The following is a 23,952-nucleotide window of genomic DNA, read 5'->3' on the forward strand; positions in this document are numbered from 1 at the left end:
TTGAGCCTTAAGGTTTATCGCGGGCGTACGCTTGCCCGCAGTCAGGCGCTGCAGCTGCTGTTCCAGGCCGAGGCCACGGACAGCCCGCTCGAGCGCGTCCTCGAGGGCGATTTCCTGATCTCGAAGGGTCCCCTCGATCCCTATGCGCTGGAGCTGTGCCGCGGTGCCTATGAGCATATCGATCGCATCGACTGCGCTCTGCGCTCCGTTGCCAAGAACTGGGATCTTATGCGCATGCCCGGCGCCGACCGCAATCTGCTGCGTATCGCCGTTTACGAGATGCGTTTCCTCACCGACGAGGAGGTCTCGGACGCCATCGTAATCAACGAGGCCGTCGAGCTTGCCAAGGCCTATGGCACCGACCAGTCCGCGTCGTTCGTCAACGGCGTGCTGGGCAAGATCGCTCGCAGCGAGGAGCTGCCGGGCGAGGACCTGTATCAAGAGCTGCTGGCCGAAGATCGCGCTCGTGAGGAGGCACAGGCTGCCGAGGCTGCCGCCAAGGTTGCGGTTGCCCAGGCTGAGGCTGGCGTGCTGGCCGAGGATGCGGACGCCGCCGAGGCTGTTGTCGACTCCGTCGAGGAGTAGCCATGCCAGAGGGTTCCGTCCGCAACTTCGACGAGATCTCGGACCGTCTGGACCAGATCATCGCTACCGTTCGCTCCAAGGATACGTCCTTGGAGCGTTCACTCGATCTGTTTGACGAAGCGATTGAGCTGGGCTCCCGCGCGGTCGATATGGTCGACAAGTTTGAGCTGACGCCGCGTGAGGCCGACAAGCTCGAGCAGGAATATGATGAGGATGCGGCAAACGAATCCCAGGATAGCTAGGCCGCATCTCCGGATACGAATGGTTGATGGCATTCATGAAACGCGTGCGTCTTGATGACGAACTGATTTCACAGGGCATCTGCGCCGATCGCGCGGATGCCCTTCGCACTCTTATGGCCGGCTTGGTCTCGAGTGGCGGTGAGCGCTTGACTTCGCCGGGCCTTAAGGTGATCCCGGGGCTGCCGCTGCACGTGAAGGGGCGCATTCCCTATGTTGGCCGCGGTGGTCTTAAGCTCGAAGGCGCGCTTGATGCGTTTGGCATCAATCCGACGGCCCTTGCCTGTTTGGATGTGGGCTGCTCTACCGGCGGTTTTACCGATTGCCTGCTCAAGCGCGGAGCTGCGACCGTTGTCTCTGTGGACGTGGGTCGCGCCCAGTTCGATTGGTCGTTGCGTCAGGACGATCGCGTGATGCTGCATGAGCGCACAAACGTGACGCAGCTGCCTGAGCTTGGCTATGCCGGCGCCATCGACCTGGCTGTGTGTGATGTCTCGTTTACCAGCATCGCGAACATTATCGATGCGGTACTGGCGTGTCTGACTCCTACGGGTGCATTCTGTACGCTCGTAAAGCCGCAGTTTGAGGCTCCGGCGGCGCTGGTGGGCGAGGGCGGCATTGTGACCGATCCCGCCGTGCGCCACGATACACTCGTGGCGGCGGTTGAACTCTTTGCTGCCAAGGGCCTGTTCCCGGTCGATGTGTGCGTGTCGCCCATTCATGGTGCCAAGGGAAACGTTGAGTTTTTCCTTTACGGTACGAGGTTTGCTCTCGGTGAACGCACCGACGATGAGCTGCAATCCCAGGTATCGGTTTTGAGCGAGAAAGCTGCAACGCTATGAAGGTCTTTCTGGTTCCCAATTACTACAAGCAAGAGGCGGTCGAGAGCGGCCTGATGCTCGAGCTTTGGCTTTCGCGCCAAGGCTATGAGGTCGCATGGGCTGCCGACCAGCGCTCCAAGATTCAGAGCACGCCCGATGTTGACGATGCCGACCTGGTCATTACGCTCGGCGGCGACGGCACGTTGCTGCGCGCCGCCCGTATCCTCAATTACCGTGAGATTCCCATTTTGGGGCTTTCCTATGGTCACCTGGGCTTTTTGACGGCGGCCAGTCCCGAGGAACGCGATATTTTGCAGGTTGTGAGCGATGCCCTGTCCGGTGAGCTCCACGTGAGCCGCCGCGCCACCATCGCCGCGGATATCGTCTCGGTGCGCGATGACGGCACGAAGGATGTCGTGCGTTCGTTCGCCCTCAACGACATGGCGCTTACGCGCGGGCCCCTGTCCGATATGGTCGAGTTTGACATCACGGTGTCCGGCCATCATATCGATCGCCTGCGCGGTGACGGTGTCGTCGTGTCGACGGCGACCGGCTCCACCGGCTATGCGCTGAGCGCCGGCGGCCCTATCGTCAGCCCCGATTACACGGGCATGGTCTGTGTACCGATTGCTCCGCATACCATTCAAGCTCGCGCCTTCTTGACCTCGCCGAGCGATGTTGTCGAAATCTTTATGTCCGATGATCGCCCAAGCGTTCCGGCCATCGCCATCGACGGACAGTTTATTACCTGCGACGGCACGGTCGAGAGCGTGGCTGTGCGTCGCGGTCCCGGCGATGTGCTGCTGCTCGATTACGGTCCCGAGAGCTTCTATAACTCGGTGAGCCGCGTGTTCTATGGAGTGCGTCATGATCGATGAGCTGCAGGTTTCTAACATTGCTCTCATTCGCGAGGCGACGTTGGTTCCGAGCGCTGGTCTAACGGTTCTGACCGGCGAGACCGGTGCCGGTAAGACCGCGCTGCTCTCGGCGCTCAAGCTCATTTTGGGCGAGCGCGCCGATTCGTCGACAGTTCGCGAGGGCGAGGTGCTTGCCAGCGTCGAGGCGCGTCTGTTCGACGGCCCGCACGACACGGAGGGCTTTACCGTACAGCGCAGCCTTTCTGCCGAGGGCCGCAGCCGCGTAAAAATTGACGGCCGCATCGCCAGCGTGCGTGAGCTTTCGGAGCGCGTCGGCGTGATGATGGATCTGTGCGGCCAGCACGAGCATCAGCGTCTGCTCGACCCGGCGCATCATGTTGCCATGGTCGATGCCTGGGCTGGGCGCGCGGCGCTTGAGGCGCTCGAGAAGTATCGCACCTGCTTTAAGGCTTCGCGAGCGGCCGCCAAGGAGCTTCGCCGTGTGGAGGAAGCTTCACGCGCGCAGGGGAGTCGCGTCGAGGAAGCACGTTTTGCCCTCGAGCGTATCGCCGAGGTCGACCCCAAGCCAGGTGAGTACGAGGAACTCGAGGAGCTGCTGCCGCGCTCGGAGCACGCCGAGGTCTTGGTGGCGACGGCCAACGAGGCCCATGCATCGCTTGCTGCCGAAGGGGGAGCGCTCGATGCCGTGAATGGCGCCGTGGCTGAGCTTTCACGCATGGCGACCGTTGACCGCAAGCTCGGTGACATCGCCGACGCACTTTCGGATGCCTGCATCTCACTCGAGGATTGCGCCAATGAGCTGCGTGCTTATCGCGATGGCGTTGCGTTTGACCCTCGCGAGCTCGCTCGCATGCGCGAGCGGTATTCCGACCTCAAGGGCCTGCTGCGTCAGTGGGGTCCCACCATGGACGACGTGTTTGCCATGCGCGATCGCTCGCAAGAGCTGTTGTCGCTGGTAGACGATGGTGATGAGCAAATCAAGAAGGCGCGCGAAGCGCTTGGTGCGGCTGAACGCGAGCTCTTTGCTGCCGCCAAGGCGCTTAAGCGCGCGCGGAACACCGCTGCCCCGCGCTTTTGTCACGAGGTTGGCCGTCAGATGGCGCGCCTGGAGATGGGCGGCGCCGAGCTCGTCTGGGAGTCGCGCGATCTTCCGCGTGCCGAGTGGACACCGGCGGGGCCTTCAAGCTATGAGCTTTTGTATCGCAGCGGTGCCGGATTGACGCCGCGCCCCCTGCGCCGCATTGCGTCGGGCGGCGAGCTGAGCCGCGTTATGCTGGCGAGCAAGGTTGTCCTTGGCAACGCGGATGGTGTGGATACCCTGGTGTTCGACGAGGTCGATGCCGGTGTCGGCGGCTCCACCGCCCGTGCGCTGGCCGGTGTACTGGCCGATCTTGCCGCCACGCATCAGGTCATTGTCGTAACGCACCTGGCGCAGGTCGCCGTCATGGCCGACAAGCATTACGTGGTCAGTAAAGAGCCCGGCGACGTTCCTCAAACGCACCTGGACGAGGTGACCGGCGATGCCCGCACCGCAGAGATCGCCCGTATGCTGAGCGGCGATCAATCCGAGGCAAGCTTGGCCCACGCAAAGCAGATGCTCGAAGAAGCGCGTGCTTAGGCCGAGCCGCCACATGCATGTCCGACCCTGCCGCCACGAAACCGGCCCATCTACTACGTTTGATAGGCTATCGGCAACCACGTCAAGAATTGCAAAAAGAAAACCGCAGGTAGAACGCCTGCGGTTTTCTCTATTTTCGGTATGTGGTTGGTCCATACGGATAAAACGTAGTAGATAGGCCGGTTTCGTGGCGAGTGGCGTTTATCGGCTCCCAAAATGTCTACTCCACGACCTTATCCGGCTGGATGAGCTCCTCGTAGTAGCTGATATGCTCGCGCGCGTCCTCGATTTCGGGCAGCAGGAAGTTGTAGATAACCTCGATGATCATCGTTGCGCTCATCTTGGAGAACGCGAAGTCGCCCGTTGTCAGCAGTGCCTCGTGATTGACGGTATTAAAGGTGTAGTCGGCGAGGCGCGCAAGTGGAGACTTGCTGTCGCTGCTGATGACGACCACGGTGGCACCGCAGTCGCGAGCCGCTTTTGCCATGCGATTCAAACGGCGCGACTTGCCGGAGTTCGAGATTAGCACGATAACGTCGCCGGGGCGTAACGTGAGCGCAAAGCCGATTGATGTCTCGCTGATGGTGCTCGCCATACAGCGCAGGCCCAGCTGCGAAAACTTAAATGTCGCATCCAGCGCGACTGCGTTCGTATTGCCCACGGCGGCGAACTCAATAACGCCGGCATTCTTAAGTGCGTGCACAACTGCGGCCAACGTGTCGTGATCAATGCCATCAATGGTCGCATTAAGCTCGCTCACCTTAGCGGCGAGGATATTTTTAAGGCTCTGCTCCATGTTGTCGAGCGAGACCTCGTCGGTTAGGCCCTCGTTGCGCTGACTCTCCAAGTCGCGCGCCAACGAAAACTGAAAACTGCGGAAGCTGCCAAAGCCCAGCTTGCGGCAAAAGCGCGAAACCGTCGCCTCGGACGTTGCAGCGGCTCGTGAGAGCTGGGCGGCCGTAAGGCGCGGCGCCTCGGACTGGTGCTCTAGGATATAGTCGACAATGCGCTGCTCGGACTCGCTGTACCCTTTGTGCGTGCTAATAAGGGAGAGCGCGCTCTTGCTGCTATCGGTCATGGATGGCTCCTGGTTGGCATGAAAATCGGACTCGTTTTTAATGCCGTAGTATACGGGTATTTCAATTACAAGATACACCTTGCCGTTTCAAGTGTTGATGGTAAACTTTCACTTACCGTTTACGGTTATGAAAGAACCTTTCACCGGAGAATTGCGTCTTGTCTCTTCTCACGCGGACGGTAGGTTGGTATCTTTCAAGTGTGGAAAAACGCGCATTGAAGCGCGTATAGGGGAGCGCCCGCGGGCGCTGTACTCAAGAAGGAGGGACACATGGCTAAGTTTGACATCATCGCCGCGACCGGTTGCCCGACCGGCATCGCGCACACCTTCATGGCGAAGGAGGCGCTGGAGAAGGCAGCTGCCGAGCGAGGTCTGACCATTAAGGTCGAGACTCATGGCCAGGTCGGTGTCGAGAACGAGCTCACCAAGAGCGAGATCGCCGGTGCCAAGGCCGTCGTCGTCGCAGCCGATAAGGATGTCCAGGCTGAGCGTTTCGCCGGTAAGCCCATGGTTTCCGTTGGTGTTTCCAAGGCCCTGTCCGTCGAGGCTGCCGGTAAGCTGATCGACCGCGCGCTCGCCGCCAAGGGCGACGACTCGGTTGCGGCTGCTGCCGATGTCGAGGACGAGGTCGAGGAGAAGGAGTCCATCGGCCACGTCATCTACAAGCACCTCATGAATGGCGTCAGCCACATGCTGGTCTTCGTCGTCGCCGGTGGTGTTCTGACCGCCGTCTCGTTCCTGTGGGGCATCACGTCCTTCGATTCGACGGCTGCCGACTACAACACCTTTGCCGCTATGCTCAAGATCATCGGCGGCATTGCCATGAACCTCATGGTTCCGGTGCTCTCCGCTTACATCGCCGAGTCTATCGGCAAGCGTCCGGCGCTCGTCCCCGGTTTCGTCGCCGGCATGATCGCCATCCAGGGCTTGCCTGTTAACGCCGATACCGGCATGATCGACGCCGGTGGCGCCGGCGTGGGCTTTGGCTTCCTGGGCGGCATCGTCGGCGGCTTCCTCGCTGGCTATGTCATCCTGCTGCTCGAGAAGGTCTTTGCCGGTCTGCCCAAGAACCTGGACGGCCTCAAGGCTATCTTCCTGTACCCGCTGTTCTCGACGGCTATCGTCGGCCTGGTCATGCTCGGCATCTCCGGCCCCATGGCTGCCATCAACACCGCCATGATGGACTTCCTCAAGGGCCTGTCCGCCTCTGGCGCCGTTGTCCTGGGTCTTGCCATCGGCTGCATGTGCGCCTTTGACATGGGTGGCCCGGTCAACAAGGCTGCTTACGTCACCGGTACCGCTATGCTCACCGAGGCTCTGGCCGCCGGTGTCGGTACCGACACCTACAACTTCGGCACCAACTTCATGGCTGCCGTCTCCGCCGCCTGCATCGTTCCGCCGCTGATCACCACCTTCGCCGTCGTTGTCGGCAAGAAGTACTTCAGCCAGGAGGATCACGACGCCGGTGTCGTCAACCTCATCCTTGGTTGCACCCACATCACCGAGGGCGCCATTCCGTTCATGACCAAGAACATCTGGCCCGTCATGCCCATCATGATGCTCGGTTCCTCCATCGCTTCGATCCTGACCATCATGTTCAACGTTCATGATCCGGCGCCCCACGGTGGCTTCCTGGTCCTGCCCGTTGTCGAGAACGGTCCGCTGTGGGTCCTCGCTATCCTCATCGGCGCCGTGATCGGTGGCATCCTGTTCGTGGCCTTCAAGAAGTACGACTTCGAGAAGAACCATAAGGCCGCTCCTGCAGCCAAGCCGGTTGAGGCCCCCAAGGCCGCTGCCGTCGAGGCCCCCAAGGCCGAGGCTTCCGACTTCGTGAAGGTCGAGAACGTCTTTGTCGCCGAGGACTTCGCTTCTCGTGACGAGGCCTTGAGCTTTGTTTCCAACCAGGCCGTCAAGGCCGGTATCGCCGGCGACGCCGACGCCGTTATGAACGCCTTCCTGGCCCGCGAGGCCGAGGGCACCACGGGCATGATGGAGGGCTTCGCTATTCCGCATGCCAAGTCCGACGCCATCACCGAGGCTGCCGTCATCGTCGTCAAGGACGACTCTGGCGTGACCGGTTGGGACACCATGGACGGCGCTCCCGTCAACGTTGCCATTGCCCTGCTCATCCCGGGCGCTCAGGCTGGCACCACGCACCTCAAGATCCTGTCCAAGGTCGCCGAGGCGCTCATGGACGAGGACTTCCGTGCCACCGTCAAGGGTTCCACCGACGCCGCCGAGATCGCCAAGACGATCAACGCCCGCCTGGTCTAATTCCACGGTACGCGAATAACATCGCCCCTTGTAACAAAGGCGGAGACCCTCTCCAGGGCCTCCGCCTTTTTCATCCCCAAATAAGTTGCGGTGAAATAGGGACTGTGTAAACGATTCAACCCCAAATTCAGTCCCTATTTCACCGCAACTTACAAAAGGGTACAGATAGGCCCCTTCAACTAGTTCAACCAGGCGAACAAAAATCAGCCAGAATTCCGTTCGCACGATATTGCTCTGGACCGACTGAGTTTCCGCAGCTTGCTCGCCCACAGGGGGCCGGGCGCGGCCTGCGAGATTTATCGCGAGTTCCGCACGAGCCGAAGAGCACTTAATGTGCTCTTCGTGCGAGCAGGACTGTAGAGCAGGAAATCTCACTGGCCACGCCCGGCCCCCTGTGGGCGAGCAAGCGGACGACAAACACATCTGTCCAACAATTCGTGCGAAACATAATGAAAAACAGTTTGATGTGAGTTAATATAAACAACGTCGTGAATCTGACTCCTGCCGCATGCATGACAGGGGTTAAACACAAAAAAGGAGTCAATTATGGTTTCTGAGAAGGCTACCCTCGTCAATCCGCAGGGTCTTCACATGCGTCCGGCCGGCCTCTTCGCCTCCACCATGGGCAAGTACGCCTGCGACGTGACTGTCGTCACCCCCGAGAAGGAGGTCAACGGTAAGTCCCCGATGGCCCTCATGGCTGCTGGTATCCCCTGCGGTACCGAGGTCGAGGTCAAGTGCGACGGCGCTGACGAGGCCGAGGCTCTGGCTGCTGCCATCGAGCTCATCAAGAGCGGTCTTGGCGAGTAGAACTCAAACGGGTCGCATGTTGAACAACTAAGTTCATATTTGGGGGCGCAGTGACCTGTTGCAAGGTAGCTGCGCTCTTTTGTCATGGATATGGCAAAACGCTTTATCACATGACACGGAGAGAGGAATGGGAATGTATCAGGGAGTCAACGCTTCCGAGGGCATCGGTATCGGCACCGTCATGGTCGCCGTCGATCCCGACTTGACGTTTGAGCCGCACGAGGTTGCTGATTCGGCAGCAGAGAAGGAGCGCTATCAGTCCGCTCTTTCGGTCTTCTGCGAGAAGACCCAGGCTCAGGCCGACCACATGAAGGAGACGGTGGGCGAGGCCGAGGCCGAGATCATGAGCGGACACATTGTCCTGGCTCAGGACCCGGGCATGACCGACGCCATCAACGCCGCCATTGACGGCGGTACCTGCGCCGAGCAGGCGCTCATGGACACCTCGACCATGTTCGAGAACATGTTCCTGTCCATGGACGACGAGATGTTCCGTCTGCGCGCGGCCGACATCGCCGACATCCGCACCGGTATTCTGGCCGAGCTGCTGGGCAAGGAGGTCGTCGACCTCTCTGTCCTGCCCGAGAACACCGTCGTTGTCGTGCACGACCTTACGCCGTCCATGACCGCCACGATCGATAAGGCCCACGTTGCCGGTATCGTCACCGAGACCGGTGGCCGCACGTCGCACTCCGCGATCATTGCGCGCGCCCTCGAGATCCCGGCTGTCCTTTCGGTTTCCAACAGCTGCACCGCGCTGCGCAACGGTATGACCGTTGTCGTCGACGGCGGCAAGGGTATCGTCGAGGCCGATCCCGACGAGGAGACGCTCGCTGCCTACACCGCCAAGGCCGAGGCCTTCGCTGCCGAGAAGGCAGCCCTCGAGGCCTTCCGTGGCAAGCCGTCCGTGACTGCCGATGGCATCAAGAAGATCATCGCCTGCAACATCGGTAACCCCGATGACGTTCCCAACGCGCTCGATCACGACGCCGAGGCCATCGGTCTGTTCCGCTCCGAGTTCCTGTTCATGGACTCCGCTGAGCTTCCTTCCGAGGAGGAGCAGTTCAACGCCTACCGTAAGGTCGCCAGCGCGCTCAAGGGCGCTCCGGTCATCATCCGCACGCTCGATGTGGGTGGCGACAAGGAGATTCCGTATCTGCACATGGTCAAGGAAGATAACCCCTTCATGGGCTTCCGCGCCGTGCGTTACTGCCTGGCCAATCCCGACCAGTACAAGGTCCAGCTCCGCGCTCTGCTGCGCGCTAGCGCCTTCGGTGACGTCAAGATCATGATCCCGCTCGTCACCTGCGTCGAGGAGGTCTTGGCCGTCAAGGAGCTCGTCGAGCAGTGCAAGGCCGAGCTGACCGAAGAGGGTCGCAAGTTCAACGAGAACATCGAGGTCGGCATCATGGTCGAGACGCCCGCCGCTTCGCTGCTCGCAGACCGTCTGGCCGAGGTCGCCGACTTCTTCTCCATCGGCACCAACGACCTGATCGGCTACACCATGTGCGCCGACCGTGGCAACGACACCATCTCCAACCTGTACCAGGTGTACTATCCCGCCGTGCTCCGCTCGCTCAAGAACATCATCGAGAGCGGTGTGAAGGCCGGCATCATGGTCGGTATGTGCGGCGAGGCCGCTGCCGATCCGCTGCTCGAGCCGCTGCTGATCAGCTGGGGCCTGGAGGAGTTCTCGATGAGCGCTCCGTCCATCCTGCGCGCCCGCAAGACCATCAGCCAGTGGACCAAGGCCGAGTGCGACGAGCTCGCCGAGAAGGCGCTCGCCTGCAACACCGCTGCCGAGGTCAAGGCACTGCTCGAGACCGCAGCTCGCTAATTTGGTATCAGAGGTAACCGCGTGGTTGGAATGGGCCGGCCACGCGGCCCTCACATATACAGGGGGTACTGTAAATGTTCTACACGCTAACCGCTAACCCGGCTGTCGACATGACGGTTTCGAGCTCTCCGCTCGAGCCCGACGAGAACGTCCGCACCGGCTCGGCCAGCTACACGGCCAACGGCAAGGGCCTCGACGTGTCCTTCGCCTTTAAGAAGATGGGCGTCGACACCGTCGCGCTCGGCTTCTTCGCCGGCTTCACGGGCAAGTTTATCGTCGAGGAGGTCATGAACCTGGGTTGCCTGTGCCGCCCGGTCTGGACCGACGGTATCACGCGCATCAACACCTACGTCAACGATGGCCAGCACGAGTACGGCATCCTGAACCCCGGCGCCCCGATTACGCCGCAGCACCAGGAGGAGCTCTACAACATCCTGGACACCGCGGGCGATCTTGAGTGCCTGATCGTCTCCGGCTCCGTGCCTCCCAAAGCTACGCCCGACTTCCTGGCTCAGGTCATGGAGCACGCTCAGGCTCGTGGCGCCGACGTCGTCCTGGACCTGTCCTCCGACAAGCTCAAGGAGCTCGCTCACAAGAAGCCGCTGCTCATCAAGCCGAACCATCACGAGATGAAGGCCATCTTCGGCGTGCCGGTCGACACCGACGACGAGGTTCGCGTTGCCATGAAGATGGCTCACGACGCTGGCGTTCAGAACGTGCTGCTCACCCGTGGTAGCCGCGGCGACGCTTACTTCTCCAACGGCGAGGACATCTGGTACGCCAAGCGTGAGTTCAACATCAAGCTGGTTTCTTCTGTCTGCGCCGGCGACTGCACCCTCGCTGCGTTCCTGCACAAGTGGTACAGGGATCGCGACAACGTCGAGGAGGCCATGAAGCTCGCTATGGCCACCGGCGCCAACGTTGCCGAGTCCGTCGGCATTGGCGACTTTGGTCACGTCGACGAGTACAGCAAGCGCGTTGCCGTCCGCAAGCTCGATCGTCAGTAATCGAAACGCGACATATTCGTGCGCATGCGGCGCCCCGGTTTCGGCCGGGGCGCCTTTTTGTTCCGCCACGGGGGAGAGGTGTCCCGCCGTACTTCATCGCTTCCACACCGTTCACCGAGTTGCCCTAGCCTTTTATCGATGCGTGGAATATACTTTCATTAACACGTTGCTTCGTGAAAGGAACATTCATGATTTACACGCTCACTGCAAATCCCGCCATTGACTACAACATCGCCTGTGACCGTCTTGCTGCCAACACCGTCACGCGTACCCGCAACGCCGTCTACACGCCCAACGGCAAGGGCCTCAATGTCTCGTTTACGCTTGACCACTACGGTGTCGACACCACGATCCTGGGTTTCTTCGCCGGCTTCTCGGGCGAGTTTATCGTTAAGGGCGCCGAGGCCCTGGGCGTGCCCGTCAAGCCCGTGTGGACCGACGGCATCACGCGCGTCAACGTGTTCCTCAATGCCGGCCCCGACACGGAGTACAACATGGTCAACGCCGGTGCCGCCATCAACGAGGCCAACGAGCAGGAGATGTTTGAGCTCATCGATTCGCTCGATGACATGACCTGCCTGGTCATCAGCGGCTCGCTGCCTCCCAAGACTTCCGAGGGCTTCCTGGCCGAGGTCCTTCGCCGCGTCAAGGCCAAGGGGGCCGAGTTCGTCCTAGACATCTCGAGCCATCAGCTGGCAGACCTCATTGCCATGGAGCCGCTGCTGATCAAGCCCAATGACGACGAGCTGCTTGACATCTTTGGCATTAAGGTGAGCGGTGGCGACGATGAGTCCGTCAAGGGCGCAATGGCTGAGCTTCATGCCAAGGGCGCCAAGAACGTGCTGCTGACCCTCGGCGGCGCCGGTGCGTACTTCTCCAACGGCAAGCACATCTGGTTTGCTAACCGCACCTTCGACGTCAAGCTGCTGTCGACGGTGTGTGCCGGCGATTCCTCGCTCGCTGCCTTCCTGTCCGTGTGGCACGACGCCCCCGAGCGCGTCGAGGACGCCCTGCGCCTTTCGATGGCCACTGGCGCCAACGTGGTCGAGTGCCCTGGTTTGGGTGATTTTGCCAAGGTGGACGAATATAAGAAGCACATCGAGGTTCGCCAGGTCTGCTAGTTCCGGCACCTTGTCTGAATAGTTTGATTATTTCGCATCCGTCTTAGACTAGGACGGATGCGTTTTTGTTTATCGGACTTGCGTGTGCAGTGGAGGCTGTTTCTTGTTAGACTTCTTGAGAACCATCGATTAACGCTCACAAGTGCAGGAGGCCATAGGCATGTGCAATGTTTCGCTCAACGGTACACAACCGTCCGATGCGTCCCTACGCGTCCTGCGCGCGCTTGAGGCGGCTGGTCTTGAGGCTTGGTACGTGGGCGGTTGGGTGCGCGACGCCCTGATGGGGTGCCCCAGCCACGATGTTGATATGTGCTGTAGCGGCCTGTGGCAGGAGTCCAAGGCGGCGCTCGAGGCCGCCGGCATCGTGGTTGTGGAGTCGGGCATTAAATTTGGCGGAATCACGGCTATTTCCGATGGCGAGCGTATCGAGGTCACCACGTACCGTCTGGATGGCTTCTATACCGATGGGCGCCATCCTCAGAGCGTCGAGCGCGCCGCCTCGCTCGAGGACGATCTGGCGCGCCGCGACTTTACCGTCAACGCCATGGCCTGGCATCCCGAGCGCGGGCTTGTCGACCGCTACGACGGCCAGGGTGACTTGGAGCGCAAGCTGATTCGCGCCGTCGGCGATCCCAGGCGTCGCTTTAACGAGGACGCCCTGCGCATGCTGCGCGCGGTGCGCTTTGCCTGCCGCCTGGACTTTATGATTGAGCCCGAGACCAAGCGTGCGCTTGCCGAGTGCGCGCCGCTGCTCGATGCCGTAGCGCGCGAGCGTGTGGGTATTGAGCTCGAGGGCATTCTTTCGACCGGTCACGGGGGAGACGCCATGTTGCGCTACCCTGAGCTCATCTGCGCCGCTGTGCCCGAGTTGGCAGCGGGTCGCGGGTTTGATCAGCGCAGTGTCTATCATGCGTTTAACGTCTACGAGCATATCGCCCGTGTGCTGACGGTGGCAGGGGAGCTGGCGCTGTGCGACGGCGTCGCGCCATCGTCGAGCCTTATGTGGGCGGCGTTTTTGCACGATGTCTCCAAGCCCGAGTGCTTTACGGTCGATCACGCCGGCAGCGGACACTTCTACGGTCATCCCGAGCTCGGCGCCAAGAAAGCGCGCGTCATTATGGATCGCCTGGCACTCTCGCACGACCTGGTGCGCGACGTTTGCCTGCTCATCAAATATCACGATAAGCCGCTGCGTCCCGAGCGCTCCTGCCTGCTCAATATGATGCGCGCGCTTTCGGGTGAGGGCGTCGACACGGCCCGCCTGATTGACGAGTTCATGGACCTCAAGCGTGCTGACACGCTTGGCAAGGCCCCATCGTGCTTCTATTACGTTGAGACGATTGAGGAGATGCGCGCGCTGGCGCACGAGCTGCTGAAGGCAGGGGAGCCCCATACGCTCAAGATGCTCGCCATCAACGGCGGCGACCTGATCCGTGCCGGAGTCAAGCCCGGGCCGGAACTGGGTCAGCTTCTCAACTCCGCCCTCGACGCCGTGATCGAAGACAATATTCCCAACGAGCGCGAAGCTCTTTTGGTCCATCTCAACTTGAATTAGCTACCCAGTTTACCTTCGTGTTCCATAACCTGCCGACAAAATTTGGGCAATTTGGAATTTCTTCTTGCGCTGACGTTTTTTGTCCCGTAATATATATCCTCGCAGCACGGCAGTGCAGATGTCATGTGGCCCGTTCGTCTAGCGGTTTAGGACGCCGCCCTCTCAAGGCGGAGATCACCAGTTCGAATCTGGTACGGGCTACCACTTCTTTTCTGCTGAGGCTTATGGCCCGTTCGTCTAGCGGTTTAGGACGCCGCCCTCTCAAGGCGGAGATCACCAGTTCGAATCTGGTACGGGCTACCATACATCTGATACCCGGCCTTCCCATGGAAGGTCGGGTTTTTTATTTTCAAACAACCGTCTGCAATTCCCGTTTGAACCAGAGCTTTGCGTTCTGCCTATGGCCCTTACGGGTACAATATCCAAGATATTTTGACTGTTAGAAGGAGTCTCATGACGGAGTCCTCTCAGCATACGTCTAAGCCCCAGGTCGAGGTTGAGGCCTCGGGCGGAGATGACAATAAGAGCGCACGCCGCGGCGCCATCTTTATCGGCGTTGTGCTGGTGGGTTATATCGTCTATCTGGTGGTAACCGGGCAGATGGGGCAGTTCTGGGCCGCTATGTCGAGCGTCCAGGCGCCATGGCTCGTTGTCGCGTGTCTTTGCATGTTCATGTATCTGTTCTTTGGCATTGTGGCCTATGCGATCGCCGTCTGGCTCGATCCCAATTCGCCCGTCGGCATCCGCGACCTGATCTCGGTCGAGGCGAGTGGCATCTTCTTTGGTAACCTGACGCCCATGATGATGGGCTCCACCCCGGCTCAAATCTATCGCCTGACCAAGGCCGGCCAAAACGTGGGCGAGGCCGGCGCCACGCAATTCACGCGTTTTATCGTGTACCAGTTTGGCCTCGTTGCCTGGGGCGCTATCCTACTGCTTGCCCGTATGCCGTTTTTTGCCGAACGCTACGGCGACATGACGCTGCTGTGCGTCTTTAGCTTTGGTGGACACTGCTGCATCTTGCTGGGCATCTTCGCCGTCGCGCTCATGCCTAAGACCGTCACGCGCGTCGCCCATTGCATCATCAATTGGTTCGAGCGCATTGGTGTCTCGGCCACTAAGATCGAGGGTTGGCGCACGTTTGTCGATGGCGAGATCTACTCCTTCTCCGAGAAGTTCAAGCTTTCGGCCGGACATTTTTCTTCCATGCTGCTCACCGTGTTTATCACCATGCTGCAGCTCGCGTTTTTCTATCTGGTTCCGTATTTCCTGATGCTTGCCTTTGGCCACCACGAGGTCGACTTTTTCTCGGTCATGGCCGCGAGCGCCTTTGTCCAGCTGTTAAGCTCTGCGGTTCCCTTGCCCGGTGGAACTGGTGGCGCTGAGGGCGGCTTTGCATTGTTCTTGGGTCATTTCTTCGGTTCGGCTTCGACCGCCGGCTATCTGCTGTGGCGTCTCATTACGTTTATTGCGCCTACCATTTTGGCTGCGCCCCTGCTGGGACTTAAGAGCGCCCACAACGAGAGCATCCATGCGCGCTGGGATCGCGTGATGCGCAAGCTCGGCCGCACGCCTCAGACGCCCTCTGCGCCCACTAAGCCGCACCCCACGAATGCTGTTACCGTTGATCCCAAGAAGCACGCTCAGAAGGCTTCTGGGACCGCAAAGCCGGCTCATAAGGCCTATGTGCGTCAGACAGGAGACGGTATTCGCGTATCTCCGTCGGCACTCAATAAGAAGAAGCATCCCAAGTTGCAGTAGGGCAGTCGTGCGTTCTTCATGATGCGGGGCATATTTGTGCTGTATGGGGGATAATCCTCTTACGTAGATTATCTCTCATCTGTTGATGAATGCTTGCATATCGAAGGGACACGCCCATGGCAACCAGCAAACCGCGTCTTGATCGCCGCATCGTTCGCAGCCGTAATGCCATCCTTTCGGCTTTCGAGCGCCTGCTCATGGAAAAGCCGCTGGCAGACATTACGGTGAGTGCCATCGCGCGCGAGGCCAATGTCGACCGCAAGACCTTTTACGTTCACTTTGGTACGGTTGATGGCCTGCTCGATGCCATTGCCGTCGATGTGGTGGAGATGATTGTCGACTCGGTCGAGAAAACGCTTGCTTCAATGGACGGCGACACCAACGAGCGCGCTCTTGGCGCGGCGGCGACCTTCTTTAAAACCGTTAACGAGGCACTGTGCAACAACTTGGTGCTTAATCGTCAACTTATCGAGAACATTCCGCTCGATGATTTTATGGCTCGTCTTCGTGCGCCGCTCGAGCACGAGATTGCCGAGCGCGATCTGCTGCCTCAAGGTCTCAAGGACGAGATGTTCGACTACTATCTGGCGTTTTTGCTGTCGGGTATTATCGGTATCTATCGCACGTGGGCGCTGTCTGACGGCTCGGTTCCTATCGAGCGCGTCTCTGAGGTCGCCAACGATCTGACTCTCAATGGTCTGTCGAGTCTGGAATCTCGCTTCGAATAGCATCGATAATTCAACAACTTAAAGAAGTTGCGGTGGAATAGGGATTGTTTTGGTTATTGGAAGGCCGATCTAGCCCCTATTTCATCGCAACTTAGTAAAACTGTTTTGATGGTAAGGCGGAGCAGACTCGAAGATGTGCCTCGAGACTGCTCCGCTTCATTTCTGAGCGTTTGTCGTGTAGGGCAGCATTAATCGCCGTTTTTGAGCGTGCGGCCCTGTTTTTCGAACTTGTGCATGTCGCTATCGGCCATACCTTGTGACTTATCCTCGTGACGCTTGGCGTATAGCGGATCGTCGGAGTCGTTCCAGATGCGGTCGGCGACAGGTGACCATGCCTCGGCGGCAGCCTGGGTCTTTTCGCGCAGCTGCTCGGGTGACTCCTTCTCGATAAGATCGGTGCTCATTGCGCCACTCTCGGCGACCATTTTGGGCAGCACGTCGGGATTCTCGAGCATGGGGCATGGTTTGAGGTAGTTGTCGTTGAACGGCATGTTCTCGTAGTACTTCATAAAGAGGGGAGAGCGCAGCGCGTCGAGTAAGCTCACATCGTGGATGTTGGCGTTTGAGTAGTGGATGAACACGCACGGCTCCACGTCTCCGGCGGCGTTGATGTGCAGGTAGCGGCGACCTCCGGCGATACACCCGCCTACAAACTCGCCGTCGTTTTGAAAGTCGAGCGTAAACAGCGGCTTCTTCTCGCGCATTTTGCGGATAAAGTGATACATGTGCTCGCGCTGCTCGGGCGTGGGCATGAGCTCGGGGGTTGCGTTGCGGCCAACCGGCATAAAGTGGAAGTACCAGCAGAAGAGTGCTCCCTCGCCGATCATCCAGTCCATGTTCTCCTCGGTAGCAACCGTATCGGCATTGGCGCTTGTCCAACAGGTGGAGATACCAAACGGTAAGTCGCGCTCGCGCAGGAGTTTCATGGCGTGCTCGATCTTTGCGTAGGTACCTTCGCCGCGACGGGCGTCGGTTGTGTGCTCATTGCCCTCGGCGCTGATGGCGGGGACAAAATTACCTACGCGAATCATGTCGTCGCAGAAGGCCTCGTCGATCAGCGTGGAGTTGGTAAAGCAGAGAAACGCGCAGTCCTGATGTTTTTCGCAAATTCTGATTAGGTCCTGCTTGCGGACGAGCGGCTCGCCGCCGGTATAGATGTAGATATGCGTACCGAGCTCTTTGCCCTGCGTAACGATAGAGTCGATGTCTTCGAACGAGAGATTCTGCTTGTAGCCGTACTCAGCGGCCCAGCAGCCCGTGCAATGCAGGTTGCAGGCGCTCGTGGGATCGAGCAGGATGGCCCACGGAACGTTGCACTGGTACTTTTCGCGGTTCTTTTCCTGCTCTGGCCAAGCAAGCAGGTTGGCGTCGACAATGAGGGTCTTAAGCAGCTTGGTTCGCATCTGGGGATTAAGGCTGAACACACGCATGATCAGGTCATACCAATTGCCGCGGCTCTTGATGACATTGGTGAATGCCTCTCGCTGTACAGGAAATACGCGATTGGGGACCAGCTTGTTCACGAGGTCCATGATTTTGTCGATGTTTTCTTGCGGGTTGTCGTCGAGATAATCGATGAGCTTGTTGAGCGCTGCACGCTCTGCTGACTGTGTAAGCGACATGCGCATATCCTTTCACGTGTGCCTTGTGTGTGATAATACCCACTTGTGGATTAAACGAAGTATAAAGATTTGCAATGTGTCTATTCAACGAATCAATTTGATTTGGGATGAAGCGTTATAGCGGACGCTCTCTAAGTTGCGGTGAAATAGTGTCAGATGGGGATGCGGACGATTTCTTGGGCCGCGCCTAGGCGTATCCATTGGAATCTTCCGATGCGCCTTCGCGCGCTCGCATGACCTCGATACCATGTGAGCGCGCGAACTCGACGAGCTCTGCGTTGCGGGCGTTTATGGTGCCGAAGGCGGCGGGGCACACGATAAGACGCGCGCAGTGAACGAGGAGCTCTTTGGCGCGGGCTATGGTTTTATCCCCGATCGGCTCGAAGGCGCGCTCGGCCACGCATTCCGTCGCCAGGTCGCGCGCAAGCTCGCAGTCGATGTCCCCTTCGTGCAGAACGCCCGCGTAGAACGCCTTGCCCTGCCGGATTAGCTGGCGAAACACAGCTGACCCCGTACCTGCGCCGGCGATGACGAACGTGTGCGCATCGCCGTGTGGGCGCCCAATTTCCACGCTGCCGAAGCGCTCGTTGAAGGTGCCATGTTGAAGGCCGTAGAGCTCGCCAATCGTCTCGCGCGTGAATATGTCCTCGGGTGCGCCGGCGCGGAAGACCCGGCCGTCCTTCACGCAAATCACCCTGTCGGCGCTTTTCTGCGCGAGCTCGAGTTCGTGGATGGACATGATGACAGCCACATTCCGCGATTTCGCAAGGTGGCGAAGTATTCGCAGCAGGTCGATCTGGTAGCGGATATCGAGATACGATGTGGGCTCGTCGAGCACGAGCACACGCGGATCCTGCGCGATGGCGCGTGCGAGCATGACGCGCTGGTGTTGCCCGTCGCTTATCTGCATGAAGTCGCGCTCGGCGAGCTCTTCCACATGTGCGGTTTTCATGGCCTCGTCGACCCGACTGTGGTCGTCAGGCGAGAGTGTGCCCATTCGCCCGGTGTAGGGATGCCTTCCCGCCTCTACGATATCGCGGCAGGTGAGGAGCTCGGTCCGGGGGCGATCTGTCAGCATAACGGCAAGGTTCCTTGCGAACTCCGCCGTCTTCCATCGGGAAATCTCTCGCCCGTCGAGCTCGACCGCGCCGGCAAGCGGTGCCAGATGGCGTGTGATGGTTTTCAAGATGGTCGACTTGCCCGAGCCGTTCGGCCCGATGAGCGCCACGACGTCGCCCGCGCGAACCTCCAGATCGACGCCTTCGACTACGACCTTCTTGTCGTAGCCCGCCGACAGGTCGCTTATGCGGAAAAGCGGCGCTCCGTCAGCCTGCGTTTCGACCGGGGTTTCGAGGTTCGACTCCCCTCTGAGCGTTTTGGGCCGCGGCATGAATTCCCCCATCTACCTCACTCGTTTCTTCAACATGAGCGCGATAACCACCGGCGCGCCGAAGATGGCGGTGACGGCGCTGATGGAAAGCTCGACGGGAGAGAACAGCGTGCGCGCGATCAAATCGCAGCCCGCGCAGAAGATGGCGCCTCCCAAGAAGCACGCAGGAATCACGCGGATGGGCTTCGACGACTTCAGCGCCGACTTAACGAGATGCGGAACCGCGATGCCTACGAACGACACCGGACCAGCGAACGCGGTCACGCAGGCGGAGAGCATGCTCGCTAGAAGGACGAGCACCACGCGGAAGCGTGCGACGTTCACGCCGACGCTTTTCGCGTAGGCTTCTCCCAGCTGGAAGGCGGAAAGGGGCTTCGATATCGCGAATACGCATGCGCTCACGGTGATCACCACGACAGCGATGACCGCGATGTCGTCCCAGCTCGAACCCGAGAAGCTACCCAAAGACCAGTTGTGCAGGTTCACGATGGACTGGTCGTCGGCGAAGGCGATAAGGAAGTTCGTCGCCGCCGAGCAGATGTATCCCACCATGACGCCCGCCACGATGAGCATGGCCATGGAACTTATGCGCCGTGCGATGAGGAGCACGAAGCCGATGGTGATAAGCGAGCCCAGAAACGCTGCGGCCACCATGGCCGGCGAGGACATGGCCTGGTTCGCGCCCAGAAGTACGATCATCGTAAGCGCGACGACGAACTTTGCGCCCGAGGAGACGCCCAAGATGAACGGGTCGGCGATGGGATTGTTGAAAAACGTCTGCAGCAGGAACCCGGAGAGGGAAAGCGCCCCGCCGAGAAGCACGGCTGAAAGCACACGCGGCAGGCGAATCTCCCAGATGACTTGGCTTTCCATGGAATTGGCCGCGCCGCCCGAAAGGATGCCGGGGATGTGGTCTGCGGGCACGAGCACGCTTCCGACGCACAGGTTGGCCCCGACGAGCACGATGAGGGCAACAGCGAGCAGCGCCGTCACGACGCGACACCGCGCGGCGCGCCCCGATTCGTCGTATGCCATGGTAAGCCGGCTTCTCATGGCGCTAGCCGAGCTTCCTCAGATAATGGAAGTCACTCGTGTCATCGCCGGTGAACGCCCCGTGCAGCTCGTCGATAATGTCGGCGGTAGAAGTCATCTGCTGGTACATGTCGGCGCTTGTGACCCAGACGTTGCCGTTCTTCACGGCTTTGAACTGCGACAATAGCGCGTTTTTGCTTACGAAGTCGCTCAAGGTGGCAACCGATTCGTCGATGGTGCCGTTGTAGACGATGATGTCGGCATCCTTCGCCGTCGCATAGAAGCGCTCCATTTCGAGCGTTACTGACGAACCTGACGTCGACGCCGTCTGTGCGTCATCGAGCGCGTAGCTGCCGCCTGCGAGCTCGATCATCTGCGCCACGTAGTCGCCCCTCCGCCGCGTGACGGCGGCCCCGTTCGAGTTAATGTAGAAATACGCCACGGTTTTACCTGACGACGCGAGCCCCGACGTTTGCTCGACGCGGGCCTTCTGCTCGTTGAACAGGTGCGCGGCCTCCTCTTCCTTGTCGAACAGGACGCCGAAAAGCTTAATCCACTCGATGCGTCCGAGTGCTTCGGGCTCGCTCGACGACTGTTCGGTGAGCACGACGAGCCCGAGCTTCTGCAGCTTTTCCTTCACATCGGGCGTGTGGTTGATCATGGTGTTCTCGATGGCGAGCGTGCAGCCCGAGGCCGATATTCGCTCGTAGTCGGGCGCGCTGTACTTGCCGCCGTAGGCGATCGCCCCACTTTCGAGCGCGCTTTTGAAGCCCGCGACCGAGCAATCGTCGGCCTTCGTGCCCGACATTAAGATATTGTCGTTCGCATCGAGCGCGTCGACCAGGCACATCGTCGCCGACGACACGAGGTACACCTTGTCGGCGGGGCGTCTTATGACCGCGATGTCGGAGCTCAACCCGTCAGGTACCTTCGCATCTTGCGGCACCACGAGGAAGCGCTCCCCGTTCGAAACGCAGATAAGCCGCAAGCCGCCTTCGAACTCGTCGACAGTGAAGTGCTTGGCGTATTCAAGCTGAAGCGCCCCCGTCGGCTCCCAGCCGCAGCCCAAATCAGCGTTGTGGAAGTCGGCCGCGGCGCTTGAAGCCGTTCCCGCAGGGGAGCCACCGCTTGCATCGTCGCCCGATTTCTCCTTCATGGTGGATGAGTCGAAGTGGAGCGTGTAGTCGATGGTGTGCGGCGTCGACATGGCGACGGTCTCGGCCGACACGGCGATGTCCTCGTCGAGCGTGACGGGTATCTCGAACGTGGAGTTGCCGCCGTCGTTTACGGGCGCGTAGTCCACGCCGTCGACGGTCATCTTGTCGTAGTTCGAACTCGACCAGGTGATGGTCGCGGTGTAGGTGTCGCCATCCTTCACAATTGTGGTGGGCGAGGCGATGCTTGCGCGCCCTGACCCGCCGGAAAGCGAGACGCTCACAGTGTATTCCTGAGAGCCCGCCGTGGCACCGGTCACGTTCGGGCTCGCACTGCACCCCGCGAAGGGAAGCGCGAGCAGGGCGACGAGAACGCAGGCGATCGCGCGCGCCGCGATGCTGCGGCGCTTCCTGTTTTCCCCCTTGGGAAGAATCGACCGCATGGCGTTACTTCAGTGCGTCGGCGCGCAGATCGACGCCGGCGGATTCGAATACGAGCGTGCGGTCGTACCACCGCTCCCTTTTAATGCTCCACGCGGCGCAGGCGGTGTCCTCGTCGAGCGCATCAACGGGCACGTCGTAGGTGTACTTGCCTTCCGCGTTTTCCACATAGGGGATGAAGTCGGCCTCGCTCGCGGCGGCAGCCTCGTCGCCCGTGCCCATGAAGAGCTTGCCGTAGCCCGTGCCGGAAAGTGTCATCACGCAGTGCATGGAGCCGTTTTCCACGATGAGCTGGGCATCCACAATCCTGAACATGTTCGAGCTGGAATCTACGGTGATCGGATAGGTGCCGTCGGCCACCTTGTCGGCGGTGATGGGGGCAGCGCTTGCGCCCTCGGGCGCATCGGCCGCCTGTTCGGTCTTTTCCTGGGAATCGGCATCGCTTGCCTTTGCGCTGTCGATTGAATTTCCGCCGCAGCCGGCGAGCGAGAACGCGAAAAGCGCCGCCGACAGGGCGAAGGCGAGGGTTTTCTTCAACATGGAGGGGGTTCCTTTCAATCGCTTCGACCGCCCGCGCCGTGCGGTGGGCGGGCGGGATGCGAATGCAACGGGCATGCGCCGTCAGTCGGGGAAGGCGCATGCCCGTTGCACGGGGACGCGACCGGCGCCCCCGTGCGCGGCGAGTTTACAGCTTGGCGATGGCGTCGTCCACGTGCGCGACGTAGATGTCGTCGACCGCGACGTTCTGTCCCAGACCCTGGAGCAGGCACGTCACTTCGAAGCCGGCAGCCACGAACTTCGCAGCCCAGCTGTCGGGGTCGGTCTCGTCTGCCATGTCGTTGTTCGCGTGGTCGCCCGCGACCACCATGAACGGCGCGAGCACGGCCTTCTTGTAGCCTGCGGCGCTCGCGGCGGCGATAACATCCTCGCAGGTCGGTTCAGCCTCGACGGTGCCGACGAAGAACTGCGTCAAGCCCTCGTTCTTAAACACTTCCTGCATCTTGGCATAGTCGGCGTTGGAATCGGCTTCGGTGCCGTGGCCCATGAGGCACAGCGCCGTCTTGCCGTCGTCGAAGGACGCCATGTTCTCCTTAATGGCTGCGGCCACCTTCTTGTAGTCGTCGTCGGAGGTGAGCAGCGGGTCGCCGAGCGAGATTTTGTCGAACTTGTCGGCGTACTTGTCGAGCTCGTCTTTCACGTCGGTGTATTCCAGGCCACCCATGAGATGCGTCGGCTGCACGACGATTTCCTTTACGCCGTCTTCCACGCAGCGGTCGAGCGCCTCGGTCATGTTGTCGATCGTGATGCCGTCGCGCTTCTTCAGCTTGTCGATGATGATCTGCGCGGTGAAGGCGCGGCGGATGTCGTAGTCCTGCCAGTACTTCTCGCGGATAGCGTCTTCGATGGCGCCGATGGTGATGTGGCGCGAGTCGTTGTAGCTCGTGCCGAAGCTCGTGACGAGGATGACCGGCTTCACGGCCTTCTCCTTTTCACTCGATTTCTCGGAACTCGCGGAGGTGTTGGAGCAGCCCGCGAGCGCGACTCCGGCGAGCGCGAAGGCTCCGGTTGCTGCGGCGCCCATGAAGCCGCGGCGTGACATCTGGTCGGACATGGTTTTTCCTTTCCTCGGTTTGCCGGTCCCCCGGCGACAGTTGCTTGTCGGCACAAGCGAAAGAAAAGCGCACCCCTCGGGGTTCACAAGGAGCTAACGCCACGGCGATGCCGTGAGGAAAAGGCGAAGCAGTCTGGCTTGGGGCGCGAGGCGGTTCGCCCGTGCGTCCTATACAGTAATGTCCCTTGCCCAGGATTCCCACCTGGTTCCCTCCGCAAGCCAGCGCGGGCTGTGCGGGCGCCGCGCCGGTCATTTCCTTTTATCCGATTGTCATATGCTCGTTGCCGAATCTTTTACTATGATAGTGGGCACTTTTGAACGTGTCAAAGCCAGGGCGGGCGGCATTGCGCCTCCTGCCTGCGTATTTGCGCCGATTGCCGCTGCGGGCG

General features: G+C 60.2%; 20 protein-coding genes and 2 tRNA genes. 15 read left to right on the forward strand and 7 right to left on the reverse strand.

The window, feature by feature from the left end:
- Genes nusB through ACKUTP_RS07570 form a run of 5 tightly spaced genes read left to right on the forward strand, consistent with a single transcriptional unit; the run spans position 1 to position 4,141 of the window.
- Positions 1–585, forward strand: coding sequence for a transcription antitermination factor NusB (nusB, locus tag ACKUTP_RS07550; protein ID WP_271743532.1), 585 nt, complete (start codon positions 1–3; stop codon positions 583–585).
- 2 nt (positions 586–587) lie between these two features.
- Positions 588–827 (forward strand): exodeoxyribonuclease VII small subunit, encoded by a 240-nt coding sequence (locus ACKUTP_RS07555; protein WP_006233978.1) that lies wholly within the window; start codon positions 588–590, stop codon positions 825–827.
- Between the two features lie 35 nt (positions 828–862).
- Entirely contained in the window at positions 863–1,666 is an 804-nt protein-coding gene (locus tag ACKUTP_RS07560) for a TlyA family RNA methyltransferase (protein WP_409064226.1), read from the forward strand.
- Positions 1,663–2,523, forward strand: a complete 861-nt coding sequence (locus ACKUTP_RS07565; RefSeq protein WP_409063977.1) for an NAD(+)/NADH kinase — start codon at positions 1,663–1,665, stop codon at positions 2,521–2,523. Before ACKUTP_RS07560 ends, ACKUTP_RS07565 begins: the two co-directional genes overlap by 4 nt.
- On the forward strand, positions 2,513–4,141 hold the full coding sequence (locus ACKUTP_RS07570) for a DNA repair protein RecN (protein WP_409063978.1): 1,629 nt from the start codon (positions 2,513–2,515) through the stop codon (positions 4,139–4,141). Before ACKUTP_RS07565 ends, ACKUTP_RS07570 begins: the two co-directional genes overlap by 11 nt.
- 220 nt (positions 4,142–4,361) lie before the next feature.
- Here the strand turns inward: ACKUTP_RS07570 and ACKUTP_RS07575 are convergent, their stop codons facing one another.
- Positions 4,362–5,219, reverse strand: a complete 858-nt coding sequence (locus ACKUTP_RS07575; RefSeq protein WP_409063979.1) for a MurR/RpiR family transcriptional regulator — start codon at positions 5,217–5,219, stop codon at positions 4,362–4,364.
- Positions 5,220–5,489: 270 nt separating this feature from the next.
- On the opposite strand from ACKUTP_RS07575, the gene ACKUTP_RS07580 reads away from it, so the two are divergent.
- The 10 genes from ACKUTP_RS07580 (at position 5,490) to ACKUTP_RS07625 (ending at position 16,312) form a co-directional block, all read left to right on the forward strand.
- Positions 5,490–7,493 carry a fructose-specific PTS transporter subunit EIIC gene (locus ACKUTP_RS07580; RefSeq protein ID WP_409063980.1) on the forward strand — a complete coding sequence of 668 codons (2,004 nt, stop codon included), beginning with the start codon at positions 5,490–5,492 and terminating at the stop codon, positions 7,491–7,493.
- Between the two features lie 546 nt (positions 7,494–8,039).
- Positions 8,040–8,303, forward strand: a complete 264-nt coding sequence (locus tag ACKUTP_RS07585; protein ID WP_022094575.1) for an HPr family phosphocarrier protein — start codon at positions 8,040–8,042, stop codon at positions 8,301–8,303.
- 133 nt (positions 8,304–8,436) lie between these two features.
- Positions 8,437–10,140, forward strand: coding sequence for a phosphoenolpyruvate--protein phosphotransferase (ptsP, locus tag ACKUTP_RS07590; protein WP_409063981.1), 1,704 nt, complete (start codon positions 8,437–8,439; stop codon positions 10,138–10,140).
- Positions 10,141–10,214: 74 nt separating this feature from the next.
- Positions 10,215–11,147 carry a 1-phosphofructokinase family hexose kinase gene (locus ACKUTP_RS07595; protein ID WP_006233969.1) on the forward strand — a complete coding sequence of 311 codons (933 nt, stop codon included), beginning with the start codon at positions 10,215–10,217 and terminating at the stop codon, positions 11,145–11,147.
- Positions 11,148–11,335: 188 nt separating this feature from the next.
- Positions 11,336–12,268 carry a 1-phosphofructokinase family hexose kinase gene (locus tag ACKUTP_RS07600; protein ID WP_409063982.1) on the forward strand — a complete coding sequence of 311 codons (933 nt, stop codon included), beginning with the start codon at positions 11,336–11,338 and terminating at the stop codon, positions 12,266–12,268.
- A 160-nt stretch (positions 12,269–12,428) separates the two neighbouring features.
- Positions 12,429–13,823 (forward strand): CCA tRNA nucleotidyltransferase, encoded by a 1,395-nt coding sequence (locus ACKUTP_RS07605; protein ID WP_409063983.1) that lies wholly within the window; start codon positions 12,429–12,431, stop codon positions 13,821–13,823.
- Between the two features lie 127 nt (positions 13,824–13,950).
- Positions 13,951–14,027, forward strand: a tRNA-Glu gene (locus ACKUTP_RS07610).
- Positions 14,028–14,049: 22 nt separating this feature from the next.
- Positions 14,050–14,126, forward strand: a tRNA-Glu gene (locus ACKUTP_RS07615).
- 150 nt (positions 14,127–14,276) lie between these two features.
- Complete coding sequence (locus ACKUTP_RS07620) at positions 14,277–15,584, forward strand: YbhN family protein (RefSeq protein ID WP_409063984.1); 1,308 nt, start codon at positions 14,277–14,279, stop codon at positions 15,582–15,584.
- A 116-nt stretch (positions 15,585–15,700) separates the two neighbouring features.
- A complete protein-coding gene (locus ACKUTP_RS07625) occupies positions 15,701–16,312 on the forward strand; it encodes a TetR/AcrR family transcriptional regulator (protein WP_117746330.1) in 612 nt (203 codons plus the stop codon).
- Between the two features lie 188 nt (positions 16,313–16,500).
- On the opposite strand, the gene ACKUTP_RS07630 is transcribed toward ACKUTP_RS07625, so the two are convergent.
- The 6 genes from ACKUTP_RS07630 to ACKUTP_RS07655 all read right to left on the reverse strand — a co-directional run bounded on the left by ACKUTP_RS07630 (position 16,501) and on the right by ACKUTP_RS07655 (position 23,563).
- Positions 16,501–17,934: a radical SAM protein gene (locus ACKUTP_RS07630; RefSeq protein ID WP_409063985.1), complete on the reverse strand. Its 1,434-nt coding sequence runs from the start codon at positions 17,932–17,934 to the stop codon at positions 16,501–16,503.
- A gap of 187 nt (positions 17,935–18,121) precedes the next feature.
- Positions 18,122–19,336, reverse strand: a complete 1,215-nt coding sequence (locus tag ACKUTP_RS07635) for an ABC transporter ATP-binding protein (protein WP_409063986.1) — start codon at positions 19,334–19,336, stop codon at positions 18,122–18,124.
- Positions 19,337–20,359: a FecCD family ABC transporter permease gene (locus ACKUTP_RS07640; RefSeq protein ID WP_409063987.1), complete on the reverse strand. Its 1,023-nt coding sequence runs from the start codon at positions 20,357–20,359 to the stop codon at positions 19,337–19,339. It abuts the gene before it with no gap.
- A 22-nt stretch (positions 20,360–20,381) separates the two neighbouring features.
- Entirely contained in the window at positions 20,382–21,953 is a 1,572-nt protein-coding gene (locus ACKUTP_RS07645) for an ABC transporter substrate-binding protein (protein ID WP_409063988.1), read from the reverse strand.
- Between the two features lie 4 nt (positions 21,954–21,957).
- A complete protein-coding gene (locus ACKUTP_RS07650) occupies positions 21,958–22,491 on the reverse strand; it encodes a hypothetical protein (RefSeq protein ID WP_195363984.1) in 534 nt (177 codons plus the stop codon).
- 145 nt (positions 22,492–22,636) lie between these two features.
- The gene (locus tag ACKUTP_RS07655; protein ID WP_055286465.1) at positions 22,637–23,563 is read right to left on the reverse strand and encodes a sirohydrochlorin cobaltochelatase; all 927 of its coding nucleotides are present in this window, start codon (positions 23,561–23,563) and stop codon (positions 22,637–22,639) included.
- Positions 23,564–23,952 lie beyond the last annotated feature (389 nt).

Source organism: Collinsella sp. wc0529, assembly GCF_046116875.1.
Classification (GTDB): domain Bacteria; phylum Actinomycetota; class Coriobacteriia; order Coriobacteriales; family Coriobacteriaceae; genus Collinsella.